Source organism: Aeromonas sp. S12(2024) (genome assembly GCF_041402305.1).
GTDB classification, from domain to species: domain Bacteria; phylum Pseudomonadota; class Gammaproteobacteria; order Enterobacterales; family Aeromonadaceae; genus Aeromonas; species Aeromonas veronii.
The window spans coordinates 102,167-125,903 of the sequence record NZ_JBGLRB010000012.1 but is presented as its reverse complement, the minus strand read 5'-3'; the positions used below and the strand labels follow the sequence as shown (position 1 = coordinate 125,903).

Annotated in this window: 26 protein-coding genes; 3 read left to right on the top strand and 23 right to left on the bottom strand. The window is 57.6% G+C overall.

The features are described from left to right. Nucleotides 1–6: 6 nt before the first annotated feature. The 10 genes from ACB035_RS13150 to murJ form a co-directional block, all read right to left on the bottom strand. A complete protein-coding gene (locus tag ACB035_RS13150) occupies nt 7–483 on the bottom strand; it encodes a PilX N-terminal domain-containing pilus assembly protein (RefSeq protein WP_234898295.1) in 477 nt (158 codons plus the stop codon). An 11-nt stretch (nt 484–494) separates the two neighbouring features. Then, nucleotides 495–1,595: a PilW family protein gene (locus ACB035_RS13145; protein WP_257690773.1), complete on the bottom strand. Its 1,101-nt coding sequence runs from the start codon at nt 1,593–1,595 to the stop codon at nt 495–497. Continuing rightward, nucleotides 1,592–1,987: a type IV pilus modification protein PilV gene (gene pilV, locus ACB035_RS13140; RefSeq protein ID WP_272950156.1), complete on the bottom strand. Its 396-nt coding sequence runs from the start codon at nt 1,985–1,987 to the stop codon at nt 1,592–1,594. The genes ACB035_RS13145 and pilV overlap by 4 nt, the downstream gene beginning before the upstream one ends. A gap of 14 nt (nt 1,988–2,001) precedes the next feature. Continuing rightward, nucleotides 2,002–2,505: a type IVa pilus pseudopilin TppE gene (gene tppE / locus ACB035_RS13135; RefSeq protein WP_100646794.1), complete on the bottom strand. Its 504-nt coding sequence runs from the start codon at nt 2,503–2,505 to the stop codon at nt 2,002–2,004. A 249-nt stretch (nt 2,506–2,754) separates the two neighbouring features. After that, nucleotides 2,755–3,690, bottom strand: coding sequence for a 4-hydroxy-3-methylbut-2-enyl diphosphate reductase (gene ispH / locus ACB035_RS13130; protein ID WP_371167426.1), 936 nt, complete (start codon nt 3,688–3,690; stop codon nt 2,755–2,757). After that, entirely contained in the window at nt 3,690–4,142 is a 453-nt protein-coding gene (gene fkpB / locus ACB035_RS13125) for an FKBP-type peptidyl-prolyl cis-trans isomerase (protein ID WP_139741581.1), read from the bottom strand. Before fkpB ends, ispH begins: the two co-directional genes overlap by 1 nt. Continuing rightward, nucleotides 4,139–4,636 (bottom strand): signal peptidase II, encoded by a 498-nt coding sequence (gene lspA / locus ACB035_RS13120; RefSeq protein WP_005340447.1) that lies wholly within the window; start codon nt 4,634–4,636, stop codon nt 4,139–4,141. Before lspA ends, fkpB begins: the two co-directional genes overlap by 4 nt. Next, on the bottom strand, nt 4,636–7,497 hold the full coding sequence (gene ileS / locus ACB035_RS13115; RefSeq protein ID WP_371167425.1) for an isoleucine--tRNA ligase: 2,862 nt from the start codon (nt 7,495–7,497) through the stop codon (nt 4,636–4,638). Before ileS ends, lspA begins: the two co-directional genes overlap by 1 nt. Then, nucleotides 7,497–8,471 (bottom strand): bifunctional riboflavin kinase/FAD synthetase, encoded by a 975-nt coding sequence (gene ribF / locus ACB035_RS13110; RefSeq protein ID WP_019445579.1) that lies wholly within the window; start codon nt 8,469–8,471, stop codon nt 7,497–7,499. Before ribF ends, ileS begins: the two co-directional genes overlap by 1 nt. Nucleotides 8,472–8,625: 154 nt before the next feature. Further along, entirely contained in the window at nt 8,626–10,188 is a 1,563-nt protein-coding gene (gene murJ / locus ACB035_RS13105; RefSeq protein WP_368177489.1) for a murein biosynthesis integral membrane protein MurJ, read from the bottom strand. Nucleotides 10,189–10,379: 191 nt separating this feature from the next. On the opposite strand from murJ, the gene rpsT reads away from it, so the two are divergent. After that, complete coding sequence (gene rpsT / locus ACB035_RS13100) at nt 10,380–10,643, top strand: 30S ribosomal protein S20 (protein ID WP_005308808.1); 264 nt, start codon at nt 10,380–10,382, stop codon at nt 10,641–10,643. A gap of 49 nt (nt 10,644–10,692) precedes the next feature. On the opposite strand, the gene ACB035_RS13095 is transcribed toward rpsT, so the two are convergent. The 8 genes from ACB035_RS13095 to rppH form a co-directional block, all read right to left on the bottom strand. Next, the gene (locus ACB035_RS13095) at nt 10,693–10,995 is read right to left on the bottom strand and encodes a metalloregulator ArsR/SmtB family transcription factor (RefSeq protein ID WP_013724128.1); all 303 of its coding nucleotides are present in this window, start codon (nt 10,993–10,995) and stop codon (nt 10,693–10,695) included. Nucleotides 10,996–11,046: 51 nt separating this feature from the next. Continuing rightward, the gene (nhaR, locus tag ACB035_RS13090; protein ID WP_005340434.1) at nt 11,047–11,979 is read right to left on the bottom strand and encodes a transcriptional activator NhaR; all 933 of its coding nucleotides are present in this window, start codon (nt 11,977–11,979) and stop codon (nt 11,047–11,049) included. Continuing rightward, entirely contained in the window at nt 11,966–12,373 is a 408-nt protein-coding gene (locus tag ACB035_RS13085) for a hypothetical protein (protein ID WP_371167424.1), read from the bottom strand. Before ACB035_RS13085 ends, nhaR begins: the two co-directional genes overlap by 14 nt. Further along, a complete protein-coding gene (gene nhaA / locus ACB035_RS13080; RefSeq protein ID WP_005348917.1) occupies nt 12,370–13,560 on the bottom strand; it encodes a Na+/H+ antiporter NhaA in 1,191 nt (396 codons plus the stop codon). The genes ACB035_RS13085 and nhaA overlap by 4 nt, the downstream gene beginning before the upstream one ends. A 223-nt stretch (nt 13,561–13,783) precedes the next feature. Next, the gene (gene thyA, locus ACB035_RS13075) at nt 13,784–14,578 is read right to left on the bottom strand and encodes a thymidylate synthase (RefSeq protein ID WP_201958648.1); all 795 of its coding nucleotides are present in this window, start codon (nt 14,576–14,578) and stop codon (nt 13,784–13,786) included. Continuing rightward, nucleotides 14,578–15,402, bottom strand: coding sequence for a prolipoprotein diacylglyceryl transferase (gene lgt / locus ACB035_RS13070; protein WP_031227775.1), 825 nt, complete (start codon nt 15,400–15,402; stop codon nt 14,578–14,580). Before lgt ends, thyA begins: the two co-directional genes overlap by 1 nt. A 67-nt stretch (nt 15,403–15,469) precedes the next feature. Then, nucleotides 15,470–17,749, bottom strand: a complete 2,280-nt coding sequence (ptsP, locus tag ACB035_RS13065) for a phosphoenolpyruvate--protein phosphotransferase (protein WP_005340422.1) — start codon at nt 17,747–17,749, stop codon at nt 15,470–15,472. A gap of 14 nt (nt 17,750–17,763) precedes the next feature. After that, nucleotides 17,764–18,291, bottom strand: coding sequence for an RNA pyrophosphohydrolase (rppH, locus tag ACB035_RS13060; protein ID WP_005340421.1), 528 nt, complete (start codon nt 18,289–18,291; stop codon nt 17,764–17,766). Between the two features lie 733 nt (nt 18,292–19,024). Between rppH and mutH the strand changes: the two genes are divergently transcribed. Further along, on the top strand, nt 19,025–19,699 hold the full coding sequence (gene mutH, locus ACB035_RS13055; protein ID WP_042059668.1) for a DNA mismatch repair endonuclease MutH: 675 nt from the start codon (nt 19,025–19,027) through the stop codon (nt 19,697–19,699). Nucleotides 19,700–19,779: 80 nt separating this feature from the next. Further along, the gene (locus ACB035_RS13050) at nt 19,780–20,103 is read left to right on the top strand and encodes an isoamylase early set domain-containing protein (protein ID WP_005348910.1); all 324 of its coding nucleotides are present in this window, start codon (nt 19,780–19,782) and stop codon (nt 20,101–20,103) included. A gap of 108 nt (nt 20,104–20,211) precedes the next feature. Here ACB035_RS13050 and rplS read toward each other — a convergent pair whose 3' ends face one another. The 5 genes from rplS to ffh form a co-directional block, all read right to left on the bottom strand. Further along, on the bottom strand, nt 20,212–20,559 hold the full coding sequence (gene rplS, locus ACB035_RS13045) for a 50S ribosomal protein L19 (RefSeq protein ID WP_005313505.1): 348 nt from the start codon (nt 20,557–20,559) through the stop codon (nt 20,212–20,214). A 32-nt stretch (nt 20,560–20,591) separates the two neighbouring features. Further along, nucleotides 20,592–21,341 (bottom strand): tRNA (guanosine(37)-N1)-methyltransferase TrmD, encoded by a 750-nt coding sequence (gene trmD, locus ACB035_RS13040; RefSeq protein WP_005340400.1) that lies wholly within the window; start codon nt 21,339–21,341, stop codon nt 20,592–20,594. Between the two features lie 34 nt (nt 21,342–21,375). Next, the gene (rimM, locus tag ACB035_RS13035) at nt 21,376–21,897 is read right to left on the bottom strand and encodes a ribosome maturation factor RimM (RefSeq protein WP_005340394.1); all 522 of its coding nucleotides are present in this window, start codon (nt 21,895–21,897) and stop codon (nt 21,376–21,378) included. A 24-nt stretch (nt 21,898–21,921) separates the two neighbouring features. Then, nucleotides 21,922–22,170, bottom strand: coding sequence for a 30S ribosomal protein S16 (rpsP, locus tag ACB035_RS13030; RefSeq protein WP_005340392.1), 249 nt, complete (start codon nt 22,168–22,170; stop codon nt 21,922–21,924). 177 nt (nt 22,171–22,347) lie between these two features. Continuing rightward, nucleotides 22,348–23,724 (bottom strand): signal recognition particle protein, encoded by a 1,377-nt coding sequence (ffh, locus tag ACB035_RS13025; protein ID WP_042084336.1) that lies wholly within the window; start codon nt 23,722–23,724, stop codon nt 22,348–22,350. Nucleotides 23,725–23,737: the final 13 nt, after the last annotated feature.

Genomic DNA, 23,737 nt, shown 5'->3' with positions numbered 1-23,737 from the left:
CGCCTCCTAGCGACTATAGGTCGATTGCAACAGCACCCGGCTCTCGTCAGAGAGACCAAATCCCCTTGCTGTAATACGATATAGACGACGCTCACTGATGGGCTCATCGACTGCCATATCCTCGCTCCCCCCCAGGGTATAGGGCAGCCGTTCGATAAAGTATTCGGGTGCGCGCCCCGCCAGACCGCTGTTGGCATAGGTGCGCCAGGATGTGGAGGGTGATGCGGGATCCACCGCAGTATCGACAAATTCATACAGGCCCGAGCTGTTGTCATAAGGACCCGAGTTGCCAGCCTCGATATAGCGTTCGGCAGCGCGCAGGCCCGCTTCTGCCGCCTGCAATGCCTGCAGCGCCTCTTTCTGGTTACCCGCCATCTTCTCTTGCAACTGCGCCCCACGCATACTGGCCATACCCAGCAGGCTCACCATGACCAGAAAAATCAGGCTGATCACCAGCGCCATCCCCTGCTGTCGATCCATCATGACTGGGCTCCTCAAGGTAGCCGGTTGCGCAGCGCAACTGTGGTTTCGGCGACCCAGTACCAGTTGCGATCGGTCGCCCGGAAGGTGGCTCCGGCAAAGCTAAGGGCCTGCGGAGACGACACCACATTGCCTTGGTTACTGCGCATAAGAAGCTGTACTCCAATCCCCAGTACATTGTTCCAATTTGGATTGCTGGCGGCGTTCACATAGCGATCTGCCGCCCGATCCCGGTTCTGATCCTCGCCGAATGTAAGTTGCATATTGGCCACCCCTTCGATAAGGGGCATACCTGCAGCCACCCCGTTCTTGCGATAAAGCGCGTAGGGGCTGCTGGCAGAGGGGCGGGCGATATAGTAGAGACGGGTTTCCACCCTGTTCACGACCGAGCCAAGACCGAATCGCTCCTCGGGTGGGCTGCTGGCCCCCCCCCAGGAACTGCTGGCATTGCCTGGCGTATATTTGTTGTCATTGGAGTGGACGATATTGACCTCACGCCCCCCTGCCACACCCTGTACTTTGGTGACCTGAAATATTCTGGCCTTCTGACAGTCGGAGACCATGACGATATCTCCCTCGCACAGATCGCTATAACCCTGTGCGCCGGAACCACAATAGTCGGCCTTGCTGGATAGCTGCTGCACAAACAGCTGGGCGGCACTGTTATGATTATCACGACTGAGCGGAACCCCAACCCCAACCGGCCCCTGAACCAACAGGATATCGCTACCCGGCATGGGTCTGGGCTCGGAACCGCTGAACAGAGCAGACAGCTCGGCTGGCAAAGTGGACGTCACATTGTCGTAACCACGCAAAAAGGTGGTGAAGTTGTAGGGCAGTGCCGTACTGTTATTGAGGGTATTGGTGATATTGACCCCCTGTTTGCTGAGACACCCCTGATAGCCCACCATACGCAGCTCTTTTTGCAGCAGATTGGTGGCAAATCCGCTATCTTCCCGCACCCGGGCAATGGCCTCGCCAGTGAGATAGGTTTTGTGATTGCCGAGAAACACCTGAATCATGACCCCCACCGTTATCAGCGAGAGCACCAAGGCGATCATCACCTCGACCAAGCCGATCCCGTGCTGGTGTAGCGGCAAACCGCTCCTGCTCATAGGTCCGTCCTCAGGATCATGCTGCGCGACGCAGGATCAGTCGACAGCCGACTGCTATCCCACTGAATAGTGATGGTGGCCCTTCCGGCACTGACCGATACGGCGCCATCGCCACCTGGTAGCTCGGCTACGACCCGCTTCCAGTGTTGCAGATCCTGAACCGCCATAGAGCTACCCGAGACAGTTTCGCCCAAGTCGATATTGTATTGCCCGTTCAGAGCCGCGCTGCGATTAGCCCGCATCATGTCGTTGATCATGTATGCATACTGGGTCGCCTCGGTACGCGTCAGCGCCGACTGGTTACTCTTGAGAGCCTGCAGTTGCAGAGTCGCCATGCCCAGAATACCGATGGAGAGCACCAGTACCGAGATCATGATTTCAAGCAGTGACAAACCCCGTTCTCGCATCATGGGCAGCTAGCCTCGGTAATGGAAGGGCGACCAGCCACTGTGATGTTGATATCACGGGAGGGCTCATTCCGACACTCATCAGGACGCAGGGAAAATACCCGTGCCAACGGAGTGCGGCCATCAAGAAAACCCTCGCTATTAAAACGCAGCAGGGAGGTATTGCTGCTCAATACCCCGCCCCCCATGTCGGGAAAGCCTCGCAACAACTCACCATTATCCAGTATGCCGTTACCGTTGCCATCGACCCAGATCTGCCAGCCAGCCTCCCAGTGATGCTGGGTCAGGTTATCGGCAGAGGCGGAGAGGGTCACTACCGTGTTGCGGCGAATGGCTTCTGAGCGGGCAAGGTTGATGGCCGCAACAAAGTTGTTAGCCTGAGTATTGAGAGAAATAGTGCGCAGCAAAGCGTTGAAGGAAGGAACCCCCAACGTGAGTAACAAAGAGACGAGCGCTATGGTGACCATAAGCTCGATAAGGCTAAAACCTGAACGCAAAAACATCCTGTTTCGCTCTGATTTATTCCAGGAGGACAGACACACTCCATGTGTGCTAAGCCAGAATAAGGGCTTGCTGGCAGTCTATGCCGGGCACTTGGGGTTTCAATCCCGGCAATGCAAAAGTTCGAGCTACATCATCAATTTTTGCTGCGATCTGGTTGCGAACATGCACAAAGGACTCGTTGGGACCAAAAAAGCCACCTCAACGAGGTGGCTTTGGCAATAAACCGACATCTAGCGAGATGACAGGGATCAGAGGATCCGCAGCTCGGGTGGTACCTCAAACACCACGTTCTCTTCACGGCCAGGATGCTCGGCGACCACCTTGCCACCCAGCTCCCGCAGGCGGGCAATCACGTTTTGCACCAGCACCTCGGGGGCGGATGCACCTGCAGTGACGCCGATCGCCTTCACCCCTTCCAGCCAGCTCTCCTCGATCATCGACGCATCGTCGATAAGATAGGCTCTGGCGCCCACCTTCTCGGCCAACTCGCGCAGACGGTTGGAGTTGGAGGAGTTACGCGACCCCACCACCAGCATAGCGTCCACCAGCCCAGCCATCTCCCGCACCGCATCCTGACGGTTCTGGGTGGCGTAGCAGATATCGTCCTTGCGCGGCCCCTGGATCTTGGGAAAGTGCTTGCGCAGCGCATCGATCACGTCAGAGGTCTCATCCACGCTCAGGGTGGTCTGGGTAACGAAGCAGAGATCATCCGGATTCTTCACCTGGAGCTTGGCCACATCTTCCGGTGTCTCCACCAGATACATGCCGCCTTCGCGATTCTCGTATTGCCCCATGGTCCCGATCACCTCGGGGTGGCCAGCATGACCGATAAGCACAGCTTCGGAGCCCTTGCGACTGGCGCGATGGACTTCCATGTGAACCTTGGTCACCAGCGGACAGGTGGCATCGAATACCTTGAGGGCGCGGGACTTGGCCATCTCGCGCACTGTCTTGGCCACGCCGTGGGCAGAGAAGATGACGATGCTGTCGTCCGGCACCTCGTCGAGCTCCTCGACGAAGACGGCGCCCGCATCTTTCAGCTTGTTCACCACATAACGGTTATGCACCACTTCGTGGCGGACATAGATGGGGGCCCCAAACTTCTCCAGCGCGCTCTCGACAATGCTGATGGCGCGATCGACACCGGCGCAAAAACCGCGAGGGTTAGCGAGCAGAATATCCATTAATGCACCTTCTCCTCATCATCAACGTCCAGGATCTCCACCTCGAAGGTGACGGTATGACCGGCCAGCGGGTGGTTGAAATCGACCGTCACCGACATCCCGGCTACCGCCCGGATAATGCCCGGCAGCTCGCTGCCATTGGGCTGATCGAACAGGATGATGGTGCCGACTTTTGGCTCCACATCGGCGCCAAACTTGGCACGGTCGAGATGGTAGATGTTATCGGGGTTGGAGAGGCCAAAGGCCTCTTCCGGCGCCAGAGTAAAACTCTTGCTCTCCCCTTCGCACAGGCCCAGCAGACACTGCTCGAAGGTGGGGGTCAGGCTGCCATCGCCCATCCGCAGGCGGGCAGGTTTGCCGTGCAGCGCCGTGCTGTCGGCAACCGAGCCATCTTCCAGCTTGATGGAGAAGTGGAACAGCACGCTGCTGTTAGCGGTGATCTGCTGGCTCATGCCTGCTCCTTTTTCTCACCACGGAAACCGTCCAGCACGATCATGGCGGCCCCGATAAAGATAAAGCTGTCGGCCAGATTGAATGCCGGCCAGTGCGCACGCTGCCAGTAGAAGTCGAGGAAATCGACCACATGGCCCAACACCAGTCGATCAAAGACGTTGCCGAGGGCGCCGCCGATGATGAGTGAATAGGCGATACCGCTCCAACGCTGGGTCACCGACTGCTTGCGCAGCCAGTGGATCAGCAATCCACAGATGGCAAAAGCCAGCACCGCGAAGAACCAGCGCTGCCAGCCCCCCTGATCAGCCAGAAAGCTGAATGCGGCGCCCTTGTTGTAGACGTGAACCAGATTGAAGAAGGGGGTGATCTCCACCCCCGGGTAACCAAATGGCAGCAACTTGACCACGGCGAGCTTGCTCGCCTGGTCCAGTACAAAGGCCAGCACTGCCAGCCACAGCCAACGCAGGCCGCTTTTATGTTGAGTCATGTTCATCAGGCAAATTGACGAGTTTCGCCGTCACCCTCAACGTTGGTCACACAGCGACCACAGATCTCTTCGTGACCCGCGATGGTGCCCACATCTTCCACATGGTGCCAGCAGCGGTCGCACTTGGCGGCGGCAGACTGGGCCACGCTCAGCCACAGGTCATCACGCTCGGTCGTCACAGAGCCTTCCGGCGCAGTGTCAGCCACCACCACCTTGGCTTTGGAGGTGAGCAGCACGAAGCGCAGCTCATCAGCCAGGGCATTCAGGCGTGCAGCCAGCTCCGGCTTGGCGAACAGGGTCAGTTCGGCCTGCAGGGAGCCGCCGATACGCTTCTCGCCACGGGCCACTTCCAGCGCCTTGTTCACTTCACCACGCACGGTGAGGATCTCGGCCCAGAACTCGTCGTTCAGCACTTCGCCCGCTTCCAGCCCGAACAGGCCGTCGTACCACTCCTCGGTGAAGACGAACTCACCGCGCTCGCCCGGCAGCAGGGCCCAGATTTCATCGGCGGTGAAGCTCATGATCGGCGCCATCCAGCGCACCATGGCTTCGGCGATGTGATAGAGGGCGGTCTGGCAAGAGCGACGGGCCAGGCTGTCAGCCTTGGCGGTGTACTGACGATCCTTGATGACATCCAGATAGAAGGAGCCCATCTCGATGGAGCAGAACTGCATCAGCTTCTGAGTTACGCCGTGGAAGTTGTACTCGTCGAATGCCGCCATGATCTCGGCCTGTACCGCTTTGGCACGACCGACAGCCCAACGATCCACCACTACCATGTCGGCAGGCGCCACCATGTCGGTCGCCGGATTGAAGCCGTTCAGGTTGGCCAGCAGGAAGCGGGCAGTGTTGCGAATACGACGATAAGCATCGGCAGAGCGCTTGAGGATCTCGTCGGAGACAGTCATCTCGCCGGTGTAGTCAGTGCTCGCTACCCACAGACGCAGGATGTCGGCACCCAGCTTGTTCATTACGTCCTGCGGGCTCACCACGTTGCCGATGGACTTGGACATCTTGCGACCCTGACCATCCACGGTGAAGCCGTGAGTCAGCACCTGGTTGTAGGGAGCCTTGTCTTTCATGGCCACGCCGATCATCAGGGAGGACATGAACCAGCCACGGTGCTGGTCAGAACCTTCCAGATACATGTCGGCCGGCTTGCCGTTGAACTCGGGACGGGCATCAACCACGGAAGCATGGGTAGAACCGGAGTCAAACCAGACGTCCAGAGTGTCAGGCACCTTGTCATACATGTCGGCGTCGCTACCCAGCAGCTCGGCCTTGTCCAGATCCCACCATGCCTGAATGCCGGACTGCTCGACCCGCTTGGCGACCTCGTGCATCAGGCGCACAGATTCCGGGTGCAGTTCCTGGGTCTCTTTGTGGACGAACAGGGAGATAGGCACACCCCAGGTGCGCTGACGGGAGATACACCAGTCAGGACGGTTCTCGACCATCGCCTGAATGCGGTTTTTACCCCAAGCCGGTACCCAGCCGCTCTGGCCTTGCTGGGCAATGCCGTCCTTCTCGATGCGCTCGATCTCTTCCAGCGCGCGCTTGCGCAGACCCTTCTGCTCCATGCTGATGAACCACTGCGGGGTGGCACGGAAGATGATCGGGGTCTTGTGACGCCAGCAGTGCGGATAGGAGTGGTTGAACACCTTGTGGTGCAGCAGGGCGCCGCGCTCGGTCAGCACTTCGATCACGGAGGCATTGGCCTTGAACACATGCTGGCCGGCAAACAGTTCGGTATCCGGCAGGTAAACACCGTTGCTGCCAACCGGGTTGGCCACTTCCAGACCGTACTTCTGACCGACCACGAAGTCTTCCTGACCGTGGCCAGGGGCGGTGTGAACGGCACCGGTACCGGCATCCAGGGTGACGTGGTCACCCAGTACCACAGGTACATCGAAGCTGTAGAAGGGGTGGTTGAAGCGCAGCAGCTCGAGCGTGGCACCCTTGGCATAGCCCAGATTGTGGAACTTCTCGATACCGGCGCGATCCATGACGTCCTTGACCAGCTCTGCGGCCAGGATCAGACGCTCGGGGTGCTCACCTTCAACCTGCACCAGTGCGTAATCCAGATCGGCGTGCATGGCGATGGCGCGGTTGGCTGGCAGGGTCCACGGGGTAGTGGTCCAGATCACCGCAGAGATCGGGCCCTTGCCGGTGTGGCCTTCGGCACAGTCAAACTTGGCGGTAACGGTCGCCTCATCAACGGCCTTGAAGCGCACATCGATGGAGGGAGAGTTCTTGTCGTAGTACTCAACCTCGGCTTCAGCCAGCGCGGAGCCGCAATCGGTACACCAGTGCACCGGTTTGGAACCTTTGTGCAGGTGGCCGTTTTCAACGATCTTGGCCATGGAACGGATGATGTTGGCTTCGGTGCCAAAATCCATGGTCAGGTAGGGGTGTTCCCAGTCGCCCAGCACACCCAGACGGATGAAGTCGGTCTTCTGCGCTTCGATCTGGGTCTTGGCGTATTTGCGGCACTCGGCGCGGAATTCGGCAGCGGAAACCTTCTCGCCCGGCTTGCCGACCATGCCTTCTACTTTCAGTTCGATAGGCAGACCGTGGCAATCCCAACCCGGCACATAGGGGGAATCGAAACCGGAGAGGCCCTTGGACTTGATGATGATGTCTTTGAGGATCTTGTTGACCGAGTGACCGATGTGAATGTTACCGTTCGCATAGGGGGGGCCATCATGCAGAATGAAAGAAGGCTTGCCCGCTTTGGCGCGGCGAATAGCGCCGTAGAGATCCTGATCGTACCAACGTTTCAGCATGTTGGGTTCGCGCTTGGCCAGATCGCCACGCATCGGAAACTCGGTTTCCGGAAGATTCAGGGTGTGTTTATAGTCGCTCATCAGTCCTGGGTTCCCTTCTTTTCTAAAAGAGTGCTGGGTAAATTGAATTGTGGCAGCCCGAACCAGGCTCGGGCCGCCAGGGCATCTCGTTCGATCTGCTCTTTCAAGGCAGTGAAAGAGGCAAACTTCTGCTCTTCGCGCAGCTTGTGGCGAAGCAGCACCTTGACCTGCTGACCATATAGATCACCAGAAAAATCAAATAGATGTACTTCCAATCTGGCTTGTGTACCGCTCAAGGTCGGCCGTACACCCACATTGGCTACACCGGGGAAGGTCTTGCCGGAACATATCACTTCCACCGCAAACACGCCACCGACCGGGATCACCTGACGCTTGAGGGCCAGATTGGCAGTGGGAAAACCTATGGTGCGCCCCAGCTTGTCGCCGTGGGCCACCCGGCCGCTGATGGTATAGGGACGGCCAAGCATCAGCTCCACCTCCGCCATCCTGCCCGCCTTGAGTGCTTCACGCACCAGGGTGCTGCTGACCCGCTGCCGTTCGAGCTGGAAGCTCTGGGTACTGATCACCTCGAAGCCGAAGCGATGGCCCGCCTCTTCCAGCAGGTGGAAATCCCCTTCCCGCCCCTTGCCGAAGCGAAAATCATCGCCGACCACCAGGTAGCGCACTCCGAGCTTCTCCACCAGCAACTGCTCGATGAATGTCGAGGCCGCCTGCTCGGCAAAGCGGTGGCTGAAGCGCACACAGAGCATGCGGTCGATATGCAGCCCCTGCAGCGCTTCGTACTTTTCCCGCAACCGGCTCAGCCGAGCGGGCGCAGCTGTGCCGGCAAACAGCTCCAGCGGCTGCGGCTCAAACAGCATGACGCAGGCGGGCAATCCCAGCTGGGCCGCTTTCTCCTTGAGACGTGCCAATACCGCATGGTGACCCTGATGAACCCCATCAAAGTTTCCAATGGTTAATACACATCCCCGGTGACGGGGCTTGAGATTGTGAATGCCGCGAATAAGCTCCATCAGTGCCTTGTGCGTTGCTGCCATGGAAATCGGCGGATTATATATCAGGCAGCAGGCAGGGTCAGCCCTCATAGCCTGATTTCAACTATCCGGGCCCAATCACGCCCCCTGCTGCGCCATGAGGCACTATCCCCATGGCGCAGCAGGATCACGGCTACTGCTGCCCCGATTTAAGGTGACGCGGCCGAATGCCCAGCAGCAGCAACACCACGGCATAGACCGCAGCCCCCAGCGACAGCAGCATGGTCAGCTGCAAACTGGCCTTGCCCATGCTCCATGCGCCCCACTGGGCCAAATCTGGCGACAGATAGGCGAGCACGCCCCCCATCAGCACGCTGGCGACCAGCAGCTTGAGGCAGAACACGCCAGTCTGGCGGGAGGGACGATAGACGCTCTGCTGGTACAACCCCTTGAACAGCAAGGCCGCATTCAGAGTGCCCGAGCAGGCGGTCGAGAGCGCCAGCCCCACGTAACCGAGCGGGTAGATGAAGATGAGGTTGCAGACCATGTTGGCAATCATCGACATCACCCCGATCCGCACCGGCGTCTTGGTGTCCTGACGGGCGTAGTAACCGGGCGCCAGCACCTTGATCAGCATCAGGGAGAGCAGACCGGTAGTGGAGGCCAGCAGGCTGGCGCTCGACATGCTCACTTCATGCAGGCCAAATTCGCCGCGCATGAACAGTACTCGCAAAATGGGCTCGCGCATCACCGCAATGCCTATCATGGCGGGCAGACCGAGCAACATCACCATCCGCACCCCCCAATCCATGGTGCGGGAGAAGTCGGCCGGATCGGCATCCACATGCTTCTTGGCCAGCGCAGGCAGGATCACGGTACTGATGGCCACTGCAAACAGACCGAGGGGGAACTCCAGCAGGCGATCCGAGTAGTAGAGGTAACTGATGGCACCGGTCGCGAGGAAAGAAGCCAGCATAGTGTTGACCAGCAGGTTGATCTGGCTGACCGATACCCCGAACAGGGCGGGGATCATCAGGGTGCGGATCTTCACCACCCCAGGGTGATTCCATCCCCACTTGGGCCATACCAGCATGTTGATTTGGCGCAAAAAGGGGTACTGGAACAGAAACTGCACCAAACCGCCCAAAAAGACACCAATCGCCAGCGAGATCTCAGGTTTGTCCATCAGCGGTGCAATCCACCAGGCCGCCGCAATCATGGTGATGTTGAGAAACACCGGCGTAAACGACGAGACTGCAAAGCGGCCGAAGGTGTTGAGGATGGCCCCCGCCATGGCGGTAAAAGTGATAAACCAGAGGTAGGGGAAGGTGATCTTGAGCATCAGACTGGCGAGCTCGAACTTCTCGGCCGCAGGGCCGCCATGCAGCCAGTCCCAGAACCAGCCCCAGCCAAACAGCGCGGTCAGCACACCCGACCCCAGCACACCAAGCAGGGTGACCACAGTCACTATGCCCCCCAGCGTGCCCGCAACCGCCGCCAGCAATTCACGCACCTCCCCCTCATCGCCATTTTTCTTGTACTCCGTCATCACGGGAACAAAGGCCTGGTTGAAGGCACCTTCGGCGAACAGGCGACGCAGAAAGTTGGGAATGCGATTGGCAAAAAAGAAGACGTCGGCGGCCACCCCGGCACCGAGCAGATTTGCGATGACCACATCGCGAACCAAGCCCATTACGCGGGATGCCAGCGTCATTCCGGACACTATCATGCCGGATTTGATCAATTTCTTACTCAAGACGAGGCCTCTGGAACTGTCAGAATGAAAAGAATGCTGCTAGAATCGGCCGACAGTTTAACCGTCTCCCTACTGACACACCACCGGGAGGCGGTGTTTATTTGCACAAATCATTTGACAATATGTGGTTGGAAGGGCATATTTCCGGGCCTTTTCAATACACTCGCTAAGACAGTTTTAGGAGTTTTACCTTGGCTAACATCAAATCTGCTAAGAAGCGCGCTCTTCAGTCAGAAAAACGCCGTCAGCACAACGCCAGCCGTCGTTCCATGACCCGTACCTACCTGAAGAAAGTCATTGCTGCTATCGCCTCTGGCGACAAAGCTGCTGCGACTGCCGCTTTCGCTGTTGCTCAGCCGATCATGGATCGTATGGCGACCAAAGGCCTGATCCACAAGAACAAAGCTGCTCGTCACAAGAGCCGCCTGTCTGCCCAGATCAAAGCTATGGCTTAATCAGCTTCTGCTGATCAAAGCTGAAAAAACCGGCCTTAGTGCCGGTTTTTTATTTATCTGCGCTGCAATAAAGTCGATGCAGCAAACTGATCATTTCACGCACCTCATGGCTGCGCAGCGAATAGTAGACCGTCTGGGCCTCTTTGCGCGTCGTCACCAGCTCATCCCGCCGCAGCAGCGCCAGATGCTGTGACAAGGCCGACTGACTCAATCCCAATCGCTCGTTGAGCTCCCCCACTGACAGTTCGCGCTCCAGCAACTGGCACAGAATAAACAGCCGCCGCTCGTTGGCCAGCGCCTTGAGCAAGGCCACCGCCTTACTCGCATTGGCTTCCATCTCTTCAAGTTGCATCACATCTCTCCTCTACCACTCATCGCCGATGATACGTGGTGACGGGTCGTTTTAAAACGACAGGGTGGCCGGCTGGATGGCGGAGAAGTTCTCCTGCCCGGAAAAGAGAAAGGTAAAATCGCTCTCGCAGACCCGCTTCACCGCCGGATGCTGGATCATCCGCTCGGCGAAGATGACGTAATACTCCTCCATCAGATCCTGGGTTTCCCCGATCAGCATCACCCCCTCCCCCTCGAGGATCTCCTCCCGATAGATGGTGGGGGCCATGAAAATCCCCTGATTGAAGAAGCCAAACGCCTTCATCAAGGCGGCATCATCAAACTCGCCAAGAATGCTGGGGGAGACACCCTGCTGCTCGAACCACTGGGTCAGCTGACGCCCCATGGCGGTACGACGACCGGGGATCAGCAGCTTGCGCTCTTCCAGACAGGCTGGAAAGGGCTTTTCGGGCAATGGCGCCTTGCAGAAGAAGCTGACGCCACAGCCACCCAACCGCTTAGAGAGCAGCCCCGCATGCTGGCTGGAGTCCACTGGACAGTCGGAGAGGATCATATCCAGCTTGTGTTCGCTCAGCTGCTCCAGCAGCAGTTCGTGGGTCGATTCGAAACAGCGCAGATGGATGGAACCATCATTGGGGATGACAGAGAGCAGCACGCGGCTGGCAAGGCGCTTGGAGAGGGCATCGGCGATGCCGACGTCGAACAGGATCTGGCTCTCCTTGCGGTAGTTGACGATATCGAGCATCTCGTAGGAGAGGCTGAACATCTTGTCGGCATAACGAAATACCAGCTGGCCCAGCTCGGTTGCCTCAAGGGAGCGTCCCTTGCGCTTGAGCAGCTTGCCACCGAGGCGCTGCTCCAGCAGCTTGATCTGGCCGGTGACCGTCTGCGGGGTCAAAAAAAGGGCTTCCGCTGCCTGGGTAACGGAGCCCTTCTTCTGAGTCATCCAGAAATAGTAGAGATGGTTGTAGTTAAGGTGTGACATCCGATGGGGTTCCCGCTTGACGCGGACTCCGGTAGCAGCTGAGTTCAACCGCCAGAATGTCATACATGTCGCTAACCGAGTCAACCTTGTTCGCGCCAAACTGCTCCATCAGGCTGGCCTTGAGGCGCGCCTTGTCAGGCATCCGGTCAGCACAATAACGCTTGTTGGAACGCTTTACCATCTCGCCAGCCCGGCTGCTTAGCGCCCGCTCGGAGAAGGTCTCGCCAAAGCGCGCCTTGGCCTGCTTGTCCCCCAGCAGCAGGGCGCTGTCTACCACCCCGTTCAGATAGGCAGAGCAGTTCGCCGAAGTGGCGTCCTGCTTGCAATCCTCCAGCCCGCCGGCCCATGCCGTGGGGCTCAACAACAGCATCAACAACCCTGTATGCAGCTTCATAGTCCCTCCGTACTCTGTTCCCCTTCACCCTTGGGAAGGGCCATGCGCAAGGCCAGATAGCCGACTACCGCCGCCATAGTGGAGCCCACCAGGATCCCGAGGCGAGAGTAGCTGCCGTAATCCAGCCCACCGTGCTCGAAGGCGAGAGACGCGATAAACATCGACATAGTGAACCCGATGCCACAGAGGATGCTGACCGCAAAAATCTGCTTGAAGTTGACCCCGGGCGGCAACTGGGCGATGCCCAGCTTGACCGACAGCCAGCTGATGGTGAACACCCCGAGCGGCTTGCCGATAAACAGCCCCAGCATGATCCCCATAGGTACCGGACTCAGCAGGGAGGAAAGACCAATCCCTTCCAGCGATACCCCGGCGTTGGCAAAGGCAAACAGCGGCAGGATCAGATAGGCACTCCAGGGGTGCAGTTGATGCTCCAGATACTTGAGCGGCGAGGCGTAACGCTTGCCGTTAAGCGGGACCATAAAACCGACTACCACACCGGCCAGGGTCGCATGAACGCCAGACTTGAGCACCGCAACCCAGAGCACCAGGCCAACCAGCATGTAAAGGCTGATCCTGTCCTCACCACGACGATTCATCCAAAGCAGAGTGAGGGTTGCCAGAATACCGATGGCCAGCGCCTCCAGCGACAGCTGCTGGGTATAGAAGAGCGCGATGATGATGATGACACCGAGGTCATCCATGATGGCCAGTGCCAACAGGAATACCTTGAGGCTCACCGGCACCCGCTTGCCGAGCAGCGCCATCACCCCGAGGGCAAAGGCGATGTCGGTCGCAGCCGGGATCGCCCAGCCAGCACGCGCCACTTCGTCCGAGTAGTTGAAAAAGGCGTAGATCAAGGCCGGAGCCAGCATGCCGCCAACTGCAGCAATAGCCGGAAAGGTCGCCTGAACCCGGGTCGAGAGCGCCCCTTCCAGCATTTCACGCTTCACTTCCAGACCAACCAGCAGGAAGAAGATCGCCATAAAGCCATCGTTGATCCAGAGCAGCAGTGGCTTGTTGATGTCGAGAGCCGCGATGCGCACCTGCACCGGCGTGTCGAGAAACGCCTGATACCCGCCAGCCAGCGCGGTATTGGCTAAAATCATTGCCAGCATGGCAGCCATGATCAGAATAATTCCGGAGGCGGCCTCCAGCTTCAGGAACTTTTTGATTACGTCACTCATGGTTAAATTTTCCACCGTATTGCTTTGGTTTGAGTCTATCTCCTGCAACAACCAATGGAAAATCGTTTCTTGCTGCTCAATACAACGAAAAAACCGAAGGCAAAATAGAACATACCTGCTAAAAGCAGGTTTTTCCTCGTCTCTGGCTACCGTCTTATTAATCAATAAAATGAATTTTCAATTATTTAACTGCATAAAAAAGGCGCCCTGAGGCGCCTTGCTATCAGATGGCGACGGGCGCCTTGATGCCTGGGTGGGGGTCATAACCCTCGATCTCGAAATCCTCGAACTTATAGTCGAAGATGGAGTCAGGTTTACGCTTGATCATCAGGGTCGGCAGCGGGCGCGGCTCGCGGGATAGCTGCAGCGCAGTCTGCTCCATGTGGTTGGAGTAGAGGTGCACATCACCGCCAGTCCAGACGAAGTCACCCACTTCCAGATCGCACTGCTGGGCCATCATGTGGGTCAGCAGGGCATAGCTGGCGATGTTGAACGGCAGGCCGAGGAACACATCACAGCTGCGCTGGTAAAGCTGGCAGGAGAGCTTGCCGTCCGCCACATAGAACTGGAAGAAGGCGTGGCAGGGAGCCAGCGCCATCTTGTCCAGCTCGCCCACGTTCCAGGCGGATACGATGATGCGGCGCGAATCAGGGTTGTGCTTGATGTCATCCACCGCCTTCTGGATCTGGTCGATGACAGACCCGTCAGCCGCAGGCCAGGAGCGCCACTGCGCGCCGTAAACCGGCCCCAGATCGCCATTCTCGTCGGCCCACTCATCCCAGATGCTGACGCCATTTTCCTTCAGATAGGCGGTATTGGTATCGCCATTGAGGAACCAGAGCAGCTCGTGAATGATGGAGCGCAGGTGGCACTTCTTGGTGGTCACCAGCGGGAAACCTTCCGCCAGATTGAAGCGCATCTGATGGCCGAACAGGGAGACAGTACCGGTGCCGGTACGGTCTGACTTGACGGTCCCCTCATCGAGGATTTTCTGCATCAGGTCGAGATAAGCTCGCATTATTTCGCCTCCTTCACGGCATTACCGAACAACTGCGGACGCTTGTAGGCGGCCCAGATCATCAGGGCACCGGCGATAATCATCGGGGTGGAGAGGATCTGGCCCATGCTGATCTCCTGAAAGTAGAGACCGAGCTGGCTGTCCGGTTGGCGCACAAACTCCACCAGGAAGCGGAACAGGCCGTAGAACAGCAGGAACATGCCGGAGATGGCACCGCGCGGCGGATTCTTGCGCCAGAACAGGTTGAGGATGATGAACAGCACCACCCCTTCCAGTGCGAACTGGTAGAGCTGGGAGGGATGACGCGGCTCGGGGCCGGCCTCCGGGAAGATGATGGCCCAGGGCACATCGGTGACCCGGCCCCACAGCTCGCCGTTGAGGAAGTTGCCGATCCGGCCAACGCCGAGACCGAACGGAATGAGCGGTGCCACAAAGTCGGCCACGGTGAAGAAGTGGCGCTTGGTCTTGTGGGCAAACCAGATCATCGCGGTGATCACCCCGATCAACCCACCGTGGAACGACATACCGCCGGTCCAGATCTTGAACAGATAGGTGGGATCCGCGAGGAAGAGATCGAAGTTGTAGAACAGTACGTAACCGACACGGCCACCGAGGATCACCCCGAGGAAGCCGTAAAACAGCAGATCCGACACCTCGTTGCGGGTCCAGCCGCTGTTCGGCGCATCGGCGCGACGGCCGGCAAGCCACATGGCAAACGCGAAACCGAACAGGTACATGAGACCATACCAGCGTACCGATAGTGGTCCCAAACTGAATGCTACGGGATCAATCTGCGAGAAAACCCAATATCCATCGTGCTGCATATGCGGCCCCAGTCAAAATAAAAGCCGCATTTTCCGATCATTCGCCAGCAGGGACAAGGCATGATTATCAATCACTCTGTTTCGATTTATGACCGGCTCGCAGCAAACCGCCCAAACCATGCTCCTCCAGATAGCGGGCAAACAGGCCCCGCAGTACGTGGGGATTGTCATGTTTGAGGCCATCAGCCATCAGTTCGGTCAACTCGCTCAGGGTGGATTGACGCAGCACGTACTTGATCCGGGCGATGTTGTGGGTGTTCATACTGAAGCGGCGATAGCCCATGGCAAGCAGCAACAGTACACCGACCGGATCACCGGCCAGCTCGCCACACACCGACACCGGCTTCTGGTAACGGTGGGAAGCATCAACCAGCTGTTGCAGGGCGCGGATCACCGCCGGATGGAAGGCATCATAGATGTTGGCAACCCGGGAATTGTTGCGATCTACCGCCAGCAAGTACTGGGTCAGGTCGTTACTGCCCACCGACCAGAAATCGATGAGCGGCGCCATCTCCGGCAAGATAAAGAGGGCTGAGGGCACCTCGATCATCACCCCGAGGCTGGGGTAGCGGATCACCGCATCGCGGCTCGCCGCCTCTTCCGACACTTCCCGCCATGCCTGATCCAGCAGACGACGGGAGGCTTTGATTTCGCTGACGCTGCTGATCATCGGCAGCATGATGGCCAGATTGTCCAGCCCTTCACTGGCCCGCAGCATCGCCTTGAGCTGCACCAGAAACAGTTCGGGGTGATCCAGGGTGATCCGGATCCCCCGCCAGCCAAGGAAGGGGTTTTCCTCGACGATGGGGAAATAGGGCAACGGCTTGTCGCCGCCCACATCCAGCGTCCGCATGCAGACCGGCCGGTTGCGGTAGGTCTCCAGAATGCCGCGATAACGGGCAGTCTGTTCCCACTCTGAGGGGAAGCTCTCCTGCAGCATAAAGGGGATCTCGGTGCGATAGAGGCCCACCCCGTCCGCCAGCTGGTTGAGGGAGATCTCGGTATCGGCGCTGAGACCGGCGTTGAGCAGCAGGGAGACCTTGGTGCCATCGGCCGTCTCGGATGGCAGATTGTCGACACTGCGCACCAGGGTATCGAGCGCCCGCTCTTCGCTCAGCAGCTGACGATACTCGGTCAGAATCACCTGATTGGGTTCGATGAAGAGATCGCCGCTGTAACCATCGACAACCAGCATGCGACCGCCGATGTCGCCGAGGGGCAGATCGACCCCCATGATGGCGGCGACCCCCATGGCGCGGGCCAGAATGGCCGCGTGGGAGTTGGTCCCCCCCTTGAGCGAGACCACCCCGGTCAGATACTCGCGGGGCACTTCTGCCAGAATGGTGGCGGTCACTTCATCGGCAACCAGCACCACCGGCTCGCCGATGGAGATATGTTCCGGTTCATTCTGCACCAGTCGGCTGATCAGCCGCTGGGCAATATCCTTCACGTCGGTGGAGCGCTCCTGCAAGTAGGGATCCTTCATCCCCTTGAACTGCTCGATCAAGCGATCACTGATGAGCTTGACCGCCGAGACCGCAGTCCAGTGCTCCTTGCTCACCTTGTTGCGAATCGGCTTGATGTAGCCGGGATCGTTCAGCAGATGGAGGTAGATATCGAAGATCGCCACCGAATCCTGGCTGTAGCTCTCGCGAAAACGCAGCGCCAAACTCTCCAAGTCGTGACGCACCTCCTCAACCGCCAGCTCCAGCCGCGCCAGCTGGCTGGCATGGTCTTCATCCTTGCGCGGGGTAATGGACGAGAGCGCCTTACGGGGCCGCCACACCCAGGCCTTGGCCATGGCGATACCGCTGGCACCGGCAATACCACGCAGCGGCTTGCTCCAGTCGGTCTTCTGCAACCACCCCTTGGCCTGCGCCTGGGCGATCCGCGCCGCCAGCTGGGCCGCCAGTGTGACCATGAAGGACTCTTCCCCCTCATCGAAGCGGCGGCTCTCCTTCTGCTGCACCACCAGAATGCCGACCACCTGACGCTGATGCATGATGGGAGCGCCGAGGAAGGAGCGGAACGCCTCTTCGGCCACATCGGGCAGGAATTTGAAACTGGGATGCGCGGGGGCATCAGCTAGGTTGATCAGCTCTTCCCGCTGACCCACCAGACCGACGATGCCCTGCTCGTAGGGCAGGGTCACCTTGCCGACTGCGGACGGGGCCAAGCCGTCGGTAGCCGCCAGGCGATAGCGGCGCACCTCGGGTTCCGAGACATAGACGGAGCAGCAGTCCACTGCCATGGCGTGCCGGGTCTGGCTCACCAATGCCTGCAAGGCCTGCTCGAGGGTATTGGCCTCGGCCATGCTCTCGACGATACGTCTCAGTTCCGTTAACAACTAATCTGTGCTCCTTAACGGGCGCGGTTGCGCCGCCCATCCTTCTTGTTGACCTGCACTGCCGGCACTGGCATCGCCAGCGGGGCAAACTCTTTCATAACCCGGCGGTAAACCTCCCGCTTGAACGAGACGACCTGACGCACCGGATACCAGAAGCTGACCCAACGCCAGTCGTCAAATTCGGGATGGCCATGACAGCCGAACTGGATCCGCGACTCCTTGCCCGAATTCAGCTGCAACAGGAACCATTTTTGTTTTTGGCCAATACAGACCGGTGAACTGTCCCAGCGGACAAGACGTTTGGGTAAACGGTACTTTAGCCAGTTACGACTGGTGGCCATGATGGTCACATCTTCGGGCTTGAGGCCAATCTCCTCATACAGCTCTCGATACATGGCCTGCTCTGGCGTTTCACCATCATCAACCCCCCCCTGCGGAAACTGCCAGGAGTGCTGCCCATAGCGTTTAGCCCACAACACTTGTCCTTCACGGTTACAGATCACGATACCGACATTGGGACGAAATCCGTCGCCATCAATCACGTGATCACCTTATAAAGGCTGAATCTATAAGGAGATTGTTCCACATTCACTCCGTGGCAGCAAACAAGGAGTGAATCCCCTGTTTCATGAATAACTTTCAATTTCAAACATACTTATAAACAAATCCAAGGATCCGCGCCCCCAAGTTGCCCACCCAGGCTGTGCATAAAGCTGTTAGCAAACGGGTATATACAGTACTTTTTAACTGTACGCGAAAAGTGCCCCTCCGTATCACCACGTGACATAAAATATAAAAAATCATTATTTTTTATAAGCTTGAGATAAAACAACTGGATCTAGATCCATGTTCCCCCAAGAGCCAGATCCATGATCCGGATTGTGAACAAGTTCAACTGCTCAAAGATCCACCGCGGCGAAATTATCCACAGGAGTGGCACAATATCTACCCCGTTTACCCTGTAAAAATGGGGTGGCATTCACAATTTTTTGTAACATATCAGCGACTCCAACCACTTTCATCCACTTATCCAAGATTTCTGTGGATAACTGTGTGTAACATCATGCACAAACCCTTGGACAACTATTTCGAGGTCAAACCAGACCTGGCTTACTGCTCGATAAAACAGACAAAACCCTTTAAAATCATTACGATGAGCTGATAGCCCCCAAATTCTCTGCATTTGATCTTATCCACTCAGGATCGGTTATAAAAACAGCGATCCTTCTCGGGATCCTCCCCTGTTAGAATATGGCGAGCAAGATGGAGCCAAACATGCCAAGCAATCCCCAATCCGAGCAGGAGTTATTGAGCCGCGCCTATGCCATGGCTGGCTTCACGCTGGCGCAGCTGGCCGCCGAGGCTGGCGTCGCGGTGCCCAACGATCTGCGCCGTGACAAGGGGTGGGTCGGTCAGTTGATCGAGCTGCAACTGGGGGCCAGCGCAGGGAGCAAGCCGGAACAGGACTTCCCGGAGCTGGGGATCGAACTCAAGACGATCCCCGTGGATCCTCAAGGCAAGCCGCTGGAGACCACCTTCGTCTGTGTCGCCCCGCTGATCGGCGTCAGCGGCCAGCGCTGGGAGGAGTCAAACGTACGCAACAAGCTCTCCCGAGTGCTCTGGATCCCGGTGGAAGGCAGTCGCGAGATCCCGGTTGGCGAACGGCGAGTCGGCATGCCGCTGATGTGGAGCCCGAATGAAGAGGAAGATCGGCTGCTGCGTCAGGACTGGGAGGAGCTAATGGACATGATAGTGCTGGGAGAAGTGGAGCAGATCAGCGCACGCCACGGCCAGGTGATGCAACTGCGGCCCAAGGCGGCCAACAACAAGGCGCTGACTCGCGCCATCGGCCGCGATGGTCAACCCATCATGACCCTGCCGCGCGGCTTCTATCTCAAGATCGACTTCACCCACAGTCTACTGCAACGCTATTTTGCCTTGCCGACTTGATCTGCCTTATCAACATCTTTGTCATATGGTGGTATAAAAATAGACAGGAGCCATTTTTAACTCACAGACAAGGAGGCGTCATGCCACTGATCAAACAGTTTTTGAAGTCCAAGCCCGAGGTCAAGGTGACCTTTGCCGTAGAGAAAGAGGCAGCAGCAGGGGCGGAACAGGTGATGCTGATCGGCGAGTTCACCCAGTGGCAACCGGTCGAGCTGAAACGCATGAAGAGCGGCGAGTTCAAAGCCACCCTCAATCTGCCGACCGACGGCCCGGGCTACTTTGAATATTGCTACCAGCTCATCACACCGGCAGGGGAAACTCTCTACGAGAATGACTGGGCAGCGGATGACTATGTGCCAGGCCCCTTCGGGCGAGACAACTCGGTAGTTCGGGTCATTCAGTAACAGCTCCCAGATAGCCAATAGACGGATACAAAAAAGGCTCGCCATTGGCGAGCCTTTTCACTACCTGTCGAGCTATTTGCCGACATACCGACACCAATTCGAATCGAATTAGTTGAGCTTCTCTTTGATACGAGCAGCTTTGCCGGACAGGTTGCGCAGGTAGTACAGTTTGGCGCGGCGAACATCACCACGACGCTTCAGTTCTACACTGTGGATCAGCGGAGAGTGAGTCTGGAATACACGCTCAACACCTTCGCCGTTGGAGATCTTGCGAACGGTGAAAGCAGAGTGCAGACCGCGGTTACGCTTGGCAATAACGATGCCTTCGAAAGCCTGCAGACGCTCTTTACCACCTTCTTTAACACGAACTTGAACACGTACAGTGTCGCCCTGGGCAAAAGCCGGGATATCGGTACGCAGTTGCTCTTGTTCAAGCTGCTGAATAATCTTGCTCATTGTCTTTCCTTACCTAGGATAAACTGAAAACTCTACTTAACGCTGTCACGCACTTCGCGGACATACTCGGCAAGAAGTGATTCTTGCTCGTCAGTCAGAGCTAGGTTGTTAATAAGTTCCGGCCTTCTTTGCCAGGTTCGTCCGAGCGATTGCTTGAGACGCCAGCGTCGAATCACTTCGTGATTGCCGCTTGTCAGCGCCTCGGGCACCGCCAATCCATCCAACACCTCCGGCCGAGTATAGTGGGGATGATCCAGCAAGCCATCCGTAAAGGAGTCTTGCTCGGCACTGGCCTGATCGCCCAAAACCCCGGGTACCAGACGCGAAACCGCATCGATCAGGGTCATGGCAGGCAACTCGCCACCACTTAACACGTAATCCCCGATAGACCACTCTTCGTCGACTTCGGTTTGTATCACGCGTTCATCGATACCTTCGTATCGACCGGCTACCAGAATCAGTTTCTGATTCGTCGCCAACTCGGTTACGCCCGCTTGAGTCAGCTTGCGTCCCTGAGGAGAGAGATAGATGACTTTCGCCCCGTCTCCCGCTGCTTGCTTGGCTGCATGAATCGCGTCACGCAGCGGCTGAACCATCATTAACATGCCGGGCCCACCACCATAAGGACGATCATCGACCGTACGGTGTTTGTCGTGGGTAAACTCCCGGGGGTTCCAGCACTCAATCTGCAGCAGGCCACTCTTGACGGCCCGACCCGTTACCCCGTGCTCGGTAATGGCTCGGAACATTTCAGGGAAGAGGCTAATGACCCCAATCCACATAAGAAACCTCCGGCACCCGTGTTAGCGCGGGAAACTAGAAACCAGGATCCCAATCAACTTCGATTGTTCGAGCAGTCAGATCAATATTCTTGATCACCTGCTCTTCCAGGAACGGAATCAACCGCTCCTTTGCACCAAAGGCATCTTTTACATTGGCCTCAACCACCAACACATCGTTGGAGCCGGTTTCCATCAATTCGGTCACTTTGCCCAAGTCGTATCCCTTGGTGGTCACCACGGAGCAACCAATCAGGTCACGCCAGTAGAACTCACCTTCAGGCAACGCAGGCAACAGATCGGCGGGTACGCCAATCTCGACATTGGTCAATGCCAGGGCATCTTCGCGCACATCGATACCATCGAGTTTGCAGATCAGACCCTTGTTGTGACGTTTCCAGGATGAAACCCGAATTTCACGCCACGCCCCGTTCTGATTAATCAGCCAGGGGTTGTAATCGAAAATCGCTTCGGCAACATCGGTGAAGGAGTTCACTTTAAGCCAGCCCTTGATGCCATAAACGGTACCCAGGGTGCCCAGAACTACAGGTTTTTCCACCTTAACTCCTTACCGTTGGGCTGATTAAGCAGCTTTTTTAGCGTCTTTGATCAGCTTGGCAACGCGGTCAGAAACAGCGGCACCAGTAGCAACCCAATGCTCGATACGAGCCAGGTCCAGGTTCAGCTTTTCAGCTTGACCAGCAGCAACCGGGTTGAAGAAACCAACGCGCTCGATGAAGCGACCGTCACGGGCGCAACGGCTGTCAGAAACTACTACCTGGTAGAACGGACGCTTTTTCGCGCCACCACGTTGTAAACGAATGGTTACCATATCGTCCTCATTAACATCTAATGAACAAGGCCCGCAAACACGCGGACCCTAGCTTAAAATAAGCCGCATAATTCTACTTGGATTCGTAATAATTGCAACCAAGCCAGCCATTTTTTGCGCAGAGCGGTAATGAAAAGGGGCCTGCCGCTGCAGACCCCCATCAACACGCAGGCCGGATCAGAACGGGCCGCGACCGCCACCGAAACCGGGGGGCATCATGTTCTTCATCTGGCTCATCATCTTGCGCATGCCGCCTTTACCGGACATTTTCTTCATCATGCGCTGCATCTCGGTGAACTGCTTGAGCAGCTTGTTCACATCCTGCACCTGCATGCCGGAACCTGCGGCGATACGGCGTTTACGGGATCCCTTGATGAGATCGGGATGGGCGCGCTCCTTGGGCGTCATGGAGCTGATGATCGCCTCCATTCGCACAGTGAGCTTGTCATCCATCTGATCTTTAACGTTATCCGGCAGCCCGGACATGCCGGGCAGCTTGTCGAGCATCCCCATCATGCCGCCCATGTTGCGCATCTGGGCCAGCTGCTCGCGGAAATCTTCCAGATCGAAGCCTTTGCCACTCTTGACCTTGCTGGCCAGCTTGGCCGCTTTCTCTTTATCGACGTTGCGCTCGACTTCCTCGATCAGAGAGAGCACATCGCCCATACCGAGGATGCGGGAGGCGAGACGATCCGGGTGGAACGGCTCCAGCGCATCGGTTTTTTCGCCCATACCGATAAACTTGACCGGCTTGCCGGTGATGTGGCGCACCGACAGTGCAGCACCACCACGGGCATCGCCGTCCGCCTTGGTGAGGATCACACCGGTAAGCGGCAGCGCTTCGTTGAACGCCTTGGCGGTGTTGGCGGCATCCTGACCTGTCATGGCATCCACCACGAACAGAGTCTCGACCGGCTTGATGGTGGCATGCAGATCCTGGATCTCGGCCATCATCTCGCTATCGACGTGCAGACGACCGGCGGTATCGACGATCACCACGTCATAGAATTTCTTGCGCGCCTGATCAATGGCGGCGGTGGCGATGTAAACCGGCTTCTGGCTGGCATCGCTCGGGAAGAAGTCGACGCCGATGTCGCTCGCCAGGGTCTCCAGCTGCTTGATCGCTGCTGGGCGATAGACGTCGGCACTGACCACCAGCACCTTCTTCTTGCTGCGCTCTTTGAGCAGCTTGGCCAGTTTGCCAACCGTGGTTGTCTTACCGGCACCCTGCAGACCAGCCATCAGAATGATCGCAGGCGGCTGGGCAGCCAGGTTGAGCTGTTCGTTGGCCTCCCCCATCACGGTGACCAGTTCACCGTGCACAATCTTGATGAATGCCTGGCCCGGGCTCAGGGATTTGGCCACTTCCTGCCCGACTGCGCGCTCTTTGACACGCGCCACGAAATCACGCACGACCGGCAGGGCGACATCCGCCTCGAGCAGCGCCATGCGGACTTCGCGCAGGGTTTCCTTGATATTGTCTTCGGTCAGGCGACCACGGCCACTGACATTGCGCAAGGTGCGCGAGAGTCGTTCAGTCAAATTCTCAAACATGACGGATTCCGGT

Bases quoted from the DNA above. Each gene is read 5' to 3' on its own strand.
- nhaA (WP_005348917.1), bottom strand. From the start codon at position 13,560: ATGAGTGACGTAATCAAAAAGTTCCTGAAGCTGGAGGCCGCCTCCGGA.
- ACB035_RS13095 (WP_013724128.1), bottom strand. From the start codon at position 10,995: ATGCAACTTGAAGAGATGGAAGCCAATGCGAGTAAGGCGGTGGCCTTG.
- ribF (WP_019445579.1), bottom strand. From the start codon at position 8,471: ATGGAGCTTATTCGCGGCATTCACAATCTCAAGCCCCGTCACCGGGGA.
- fkpB (WP_139741581.1), bottom strand. From the start codon at position 4,142: ATGAGCCAGCAGATCACCGCTAACAGCAGCGTGCTGTTCCACTTCTCC.
- lspA (WP_005340447.1), bottom strand. From the start codon at position 4,636: ATGAACATGACTCAACATAAAAGCGGCCTGCGTTGGCTGTGGCTGGCA.
- ACB035_RS13050 (WP_005348910.1), top strand. From the start codon at position 19,780: ATGCCACTGATCAAACAGTTTTTGAAGTCCAAGCCCGAGGTCAAGGTG.
- ispH (WP_371167426.1), bottom strand. From the start codon at position 3,690: ATGGATATTCTGCTCGCTAACCCTCGCGGTTTTTGCGCCGGTGTCGAT.
- ileS (WP_371167425.1), bottom strand. From the start codon at position 7,497: ATGAGCGACTATAAACACACCCTGAATCTTCCGGAAACCGAGTTTCCG.
- ACB035_RS13145 (WP_257690773.1), bottom strand. From the start codon at position 1,595: ATGAGCAGGAGCGGTTTGCCGCTACACCAGCACGGGATCGGCTTGGTC.
- nhaR (WP_005340434.1), bottom strand. From the start codon at position 11,979: ATGTCACACCTTAACTACAACCATCTCTACTATTTCTGGATGACTCAG.
- tppE (WP_100646794.1), bottom strand. From the start codon at position 2,505: ATGTTTTTGCGTTCAGGTTTTAGCCTTATCGAGCTTATGGTCACCATA.
- ffh (WP_042084336.1), bottom strand. From the start codon at position 23,724: ATGTTTGAGAATTTGACTGAACGACTCTCGCGCACCTTGCGCAATGTC.
- rpsP (WP_005340392.1), bottom strand. From the start codon at position 22,170: ATGGTAACCATTCGTTTACAACGTGGTGGCGCGAAAAAGCGTCCGTTC.
- thyA (WP_201958648.1), bottom strand. From the start codon at position 14,578: ATGCGAGCTTATCTCGACCTGATGCAGAAAATCCTCGATGAGGGGACC.
- trmD (WP_005340400.1), bottom strand. From the start codon at position 21,341: ATGTGGATTGGGGTCATTAGCCTCTTCCCTGAAATGTTCCGAGCCATT.
- mutH (WP_042059668.1), top strand. From the start codon at position 19,025: ATGCCAAGCAATCCCCAATCCGAGCAGGAGTTATTGAGCCGCGCCTAT.
- ACB035_RS13150 (WP_234898295.1), bottom strand. From the start codon at position 483: ATGATGGATCGACAGCAGGGGATGGCGCTGGTGATCAGCCTGATTTTT.
- ACB035_RS13085 (WP_371167424.1), bottom strand. From the start codon at position 12,373: ATGAAGCTGCATACAGGGTTGTTGATGCTGTTGTTGAGCCCCACGGCA.
- lgt (WP_031227775.1), bottom strand. From the start codon at position 15,402: ATGCAGCACGATGGATATTGGGTTTTCTCGCAGATTGATCCCGTAGCA.
- rplS (WP_005313505.1), bottom strand. From the start codon at position 20,559: ATGAGCAAGATTATTCAGCAGCTTGAACAAGAGCAACTGCGTACCGAT.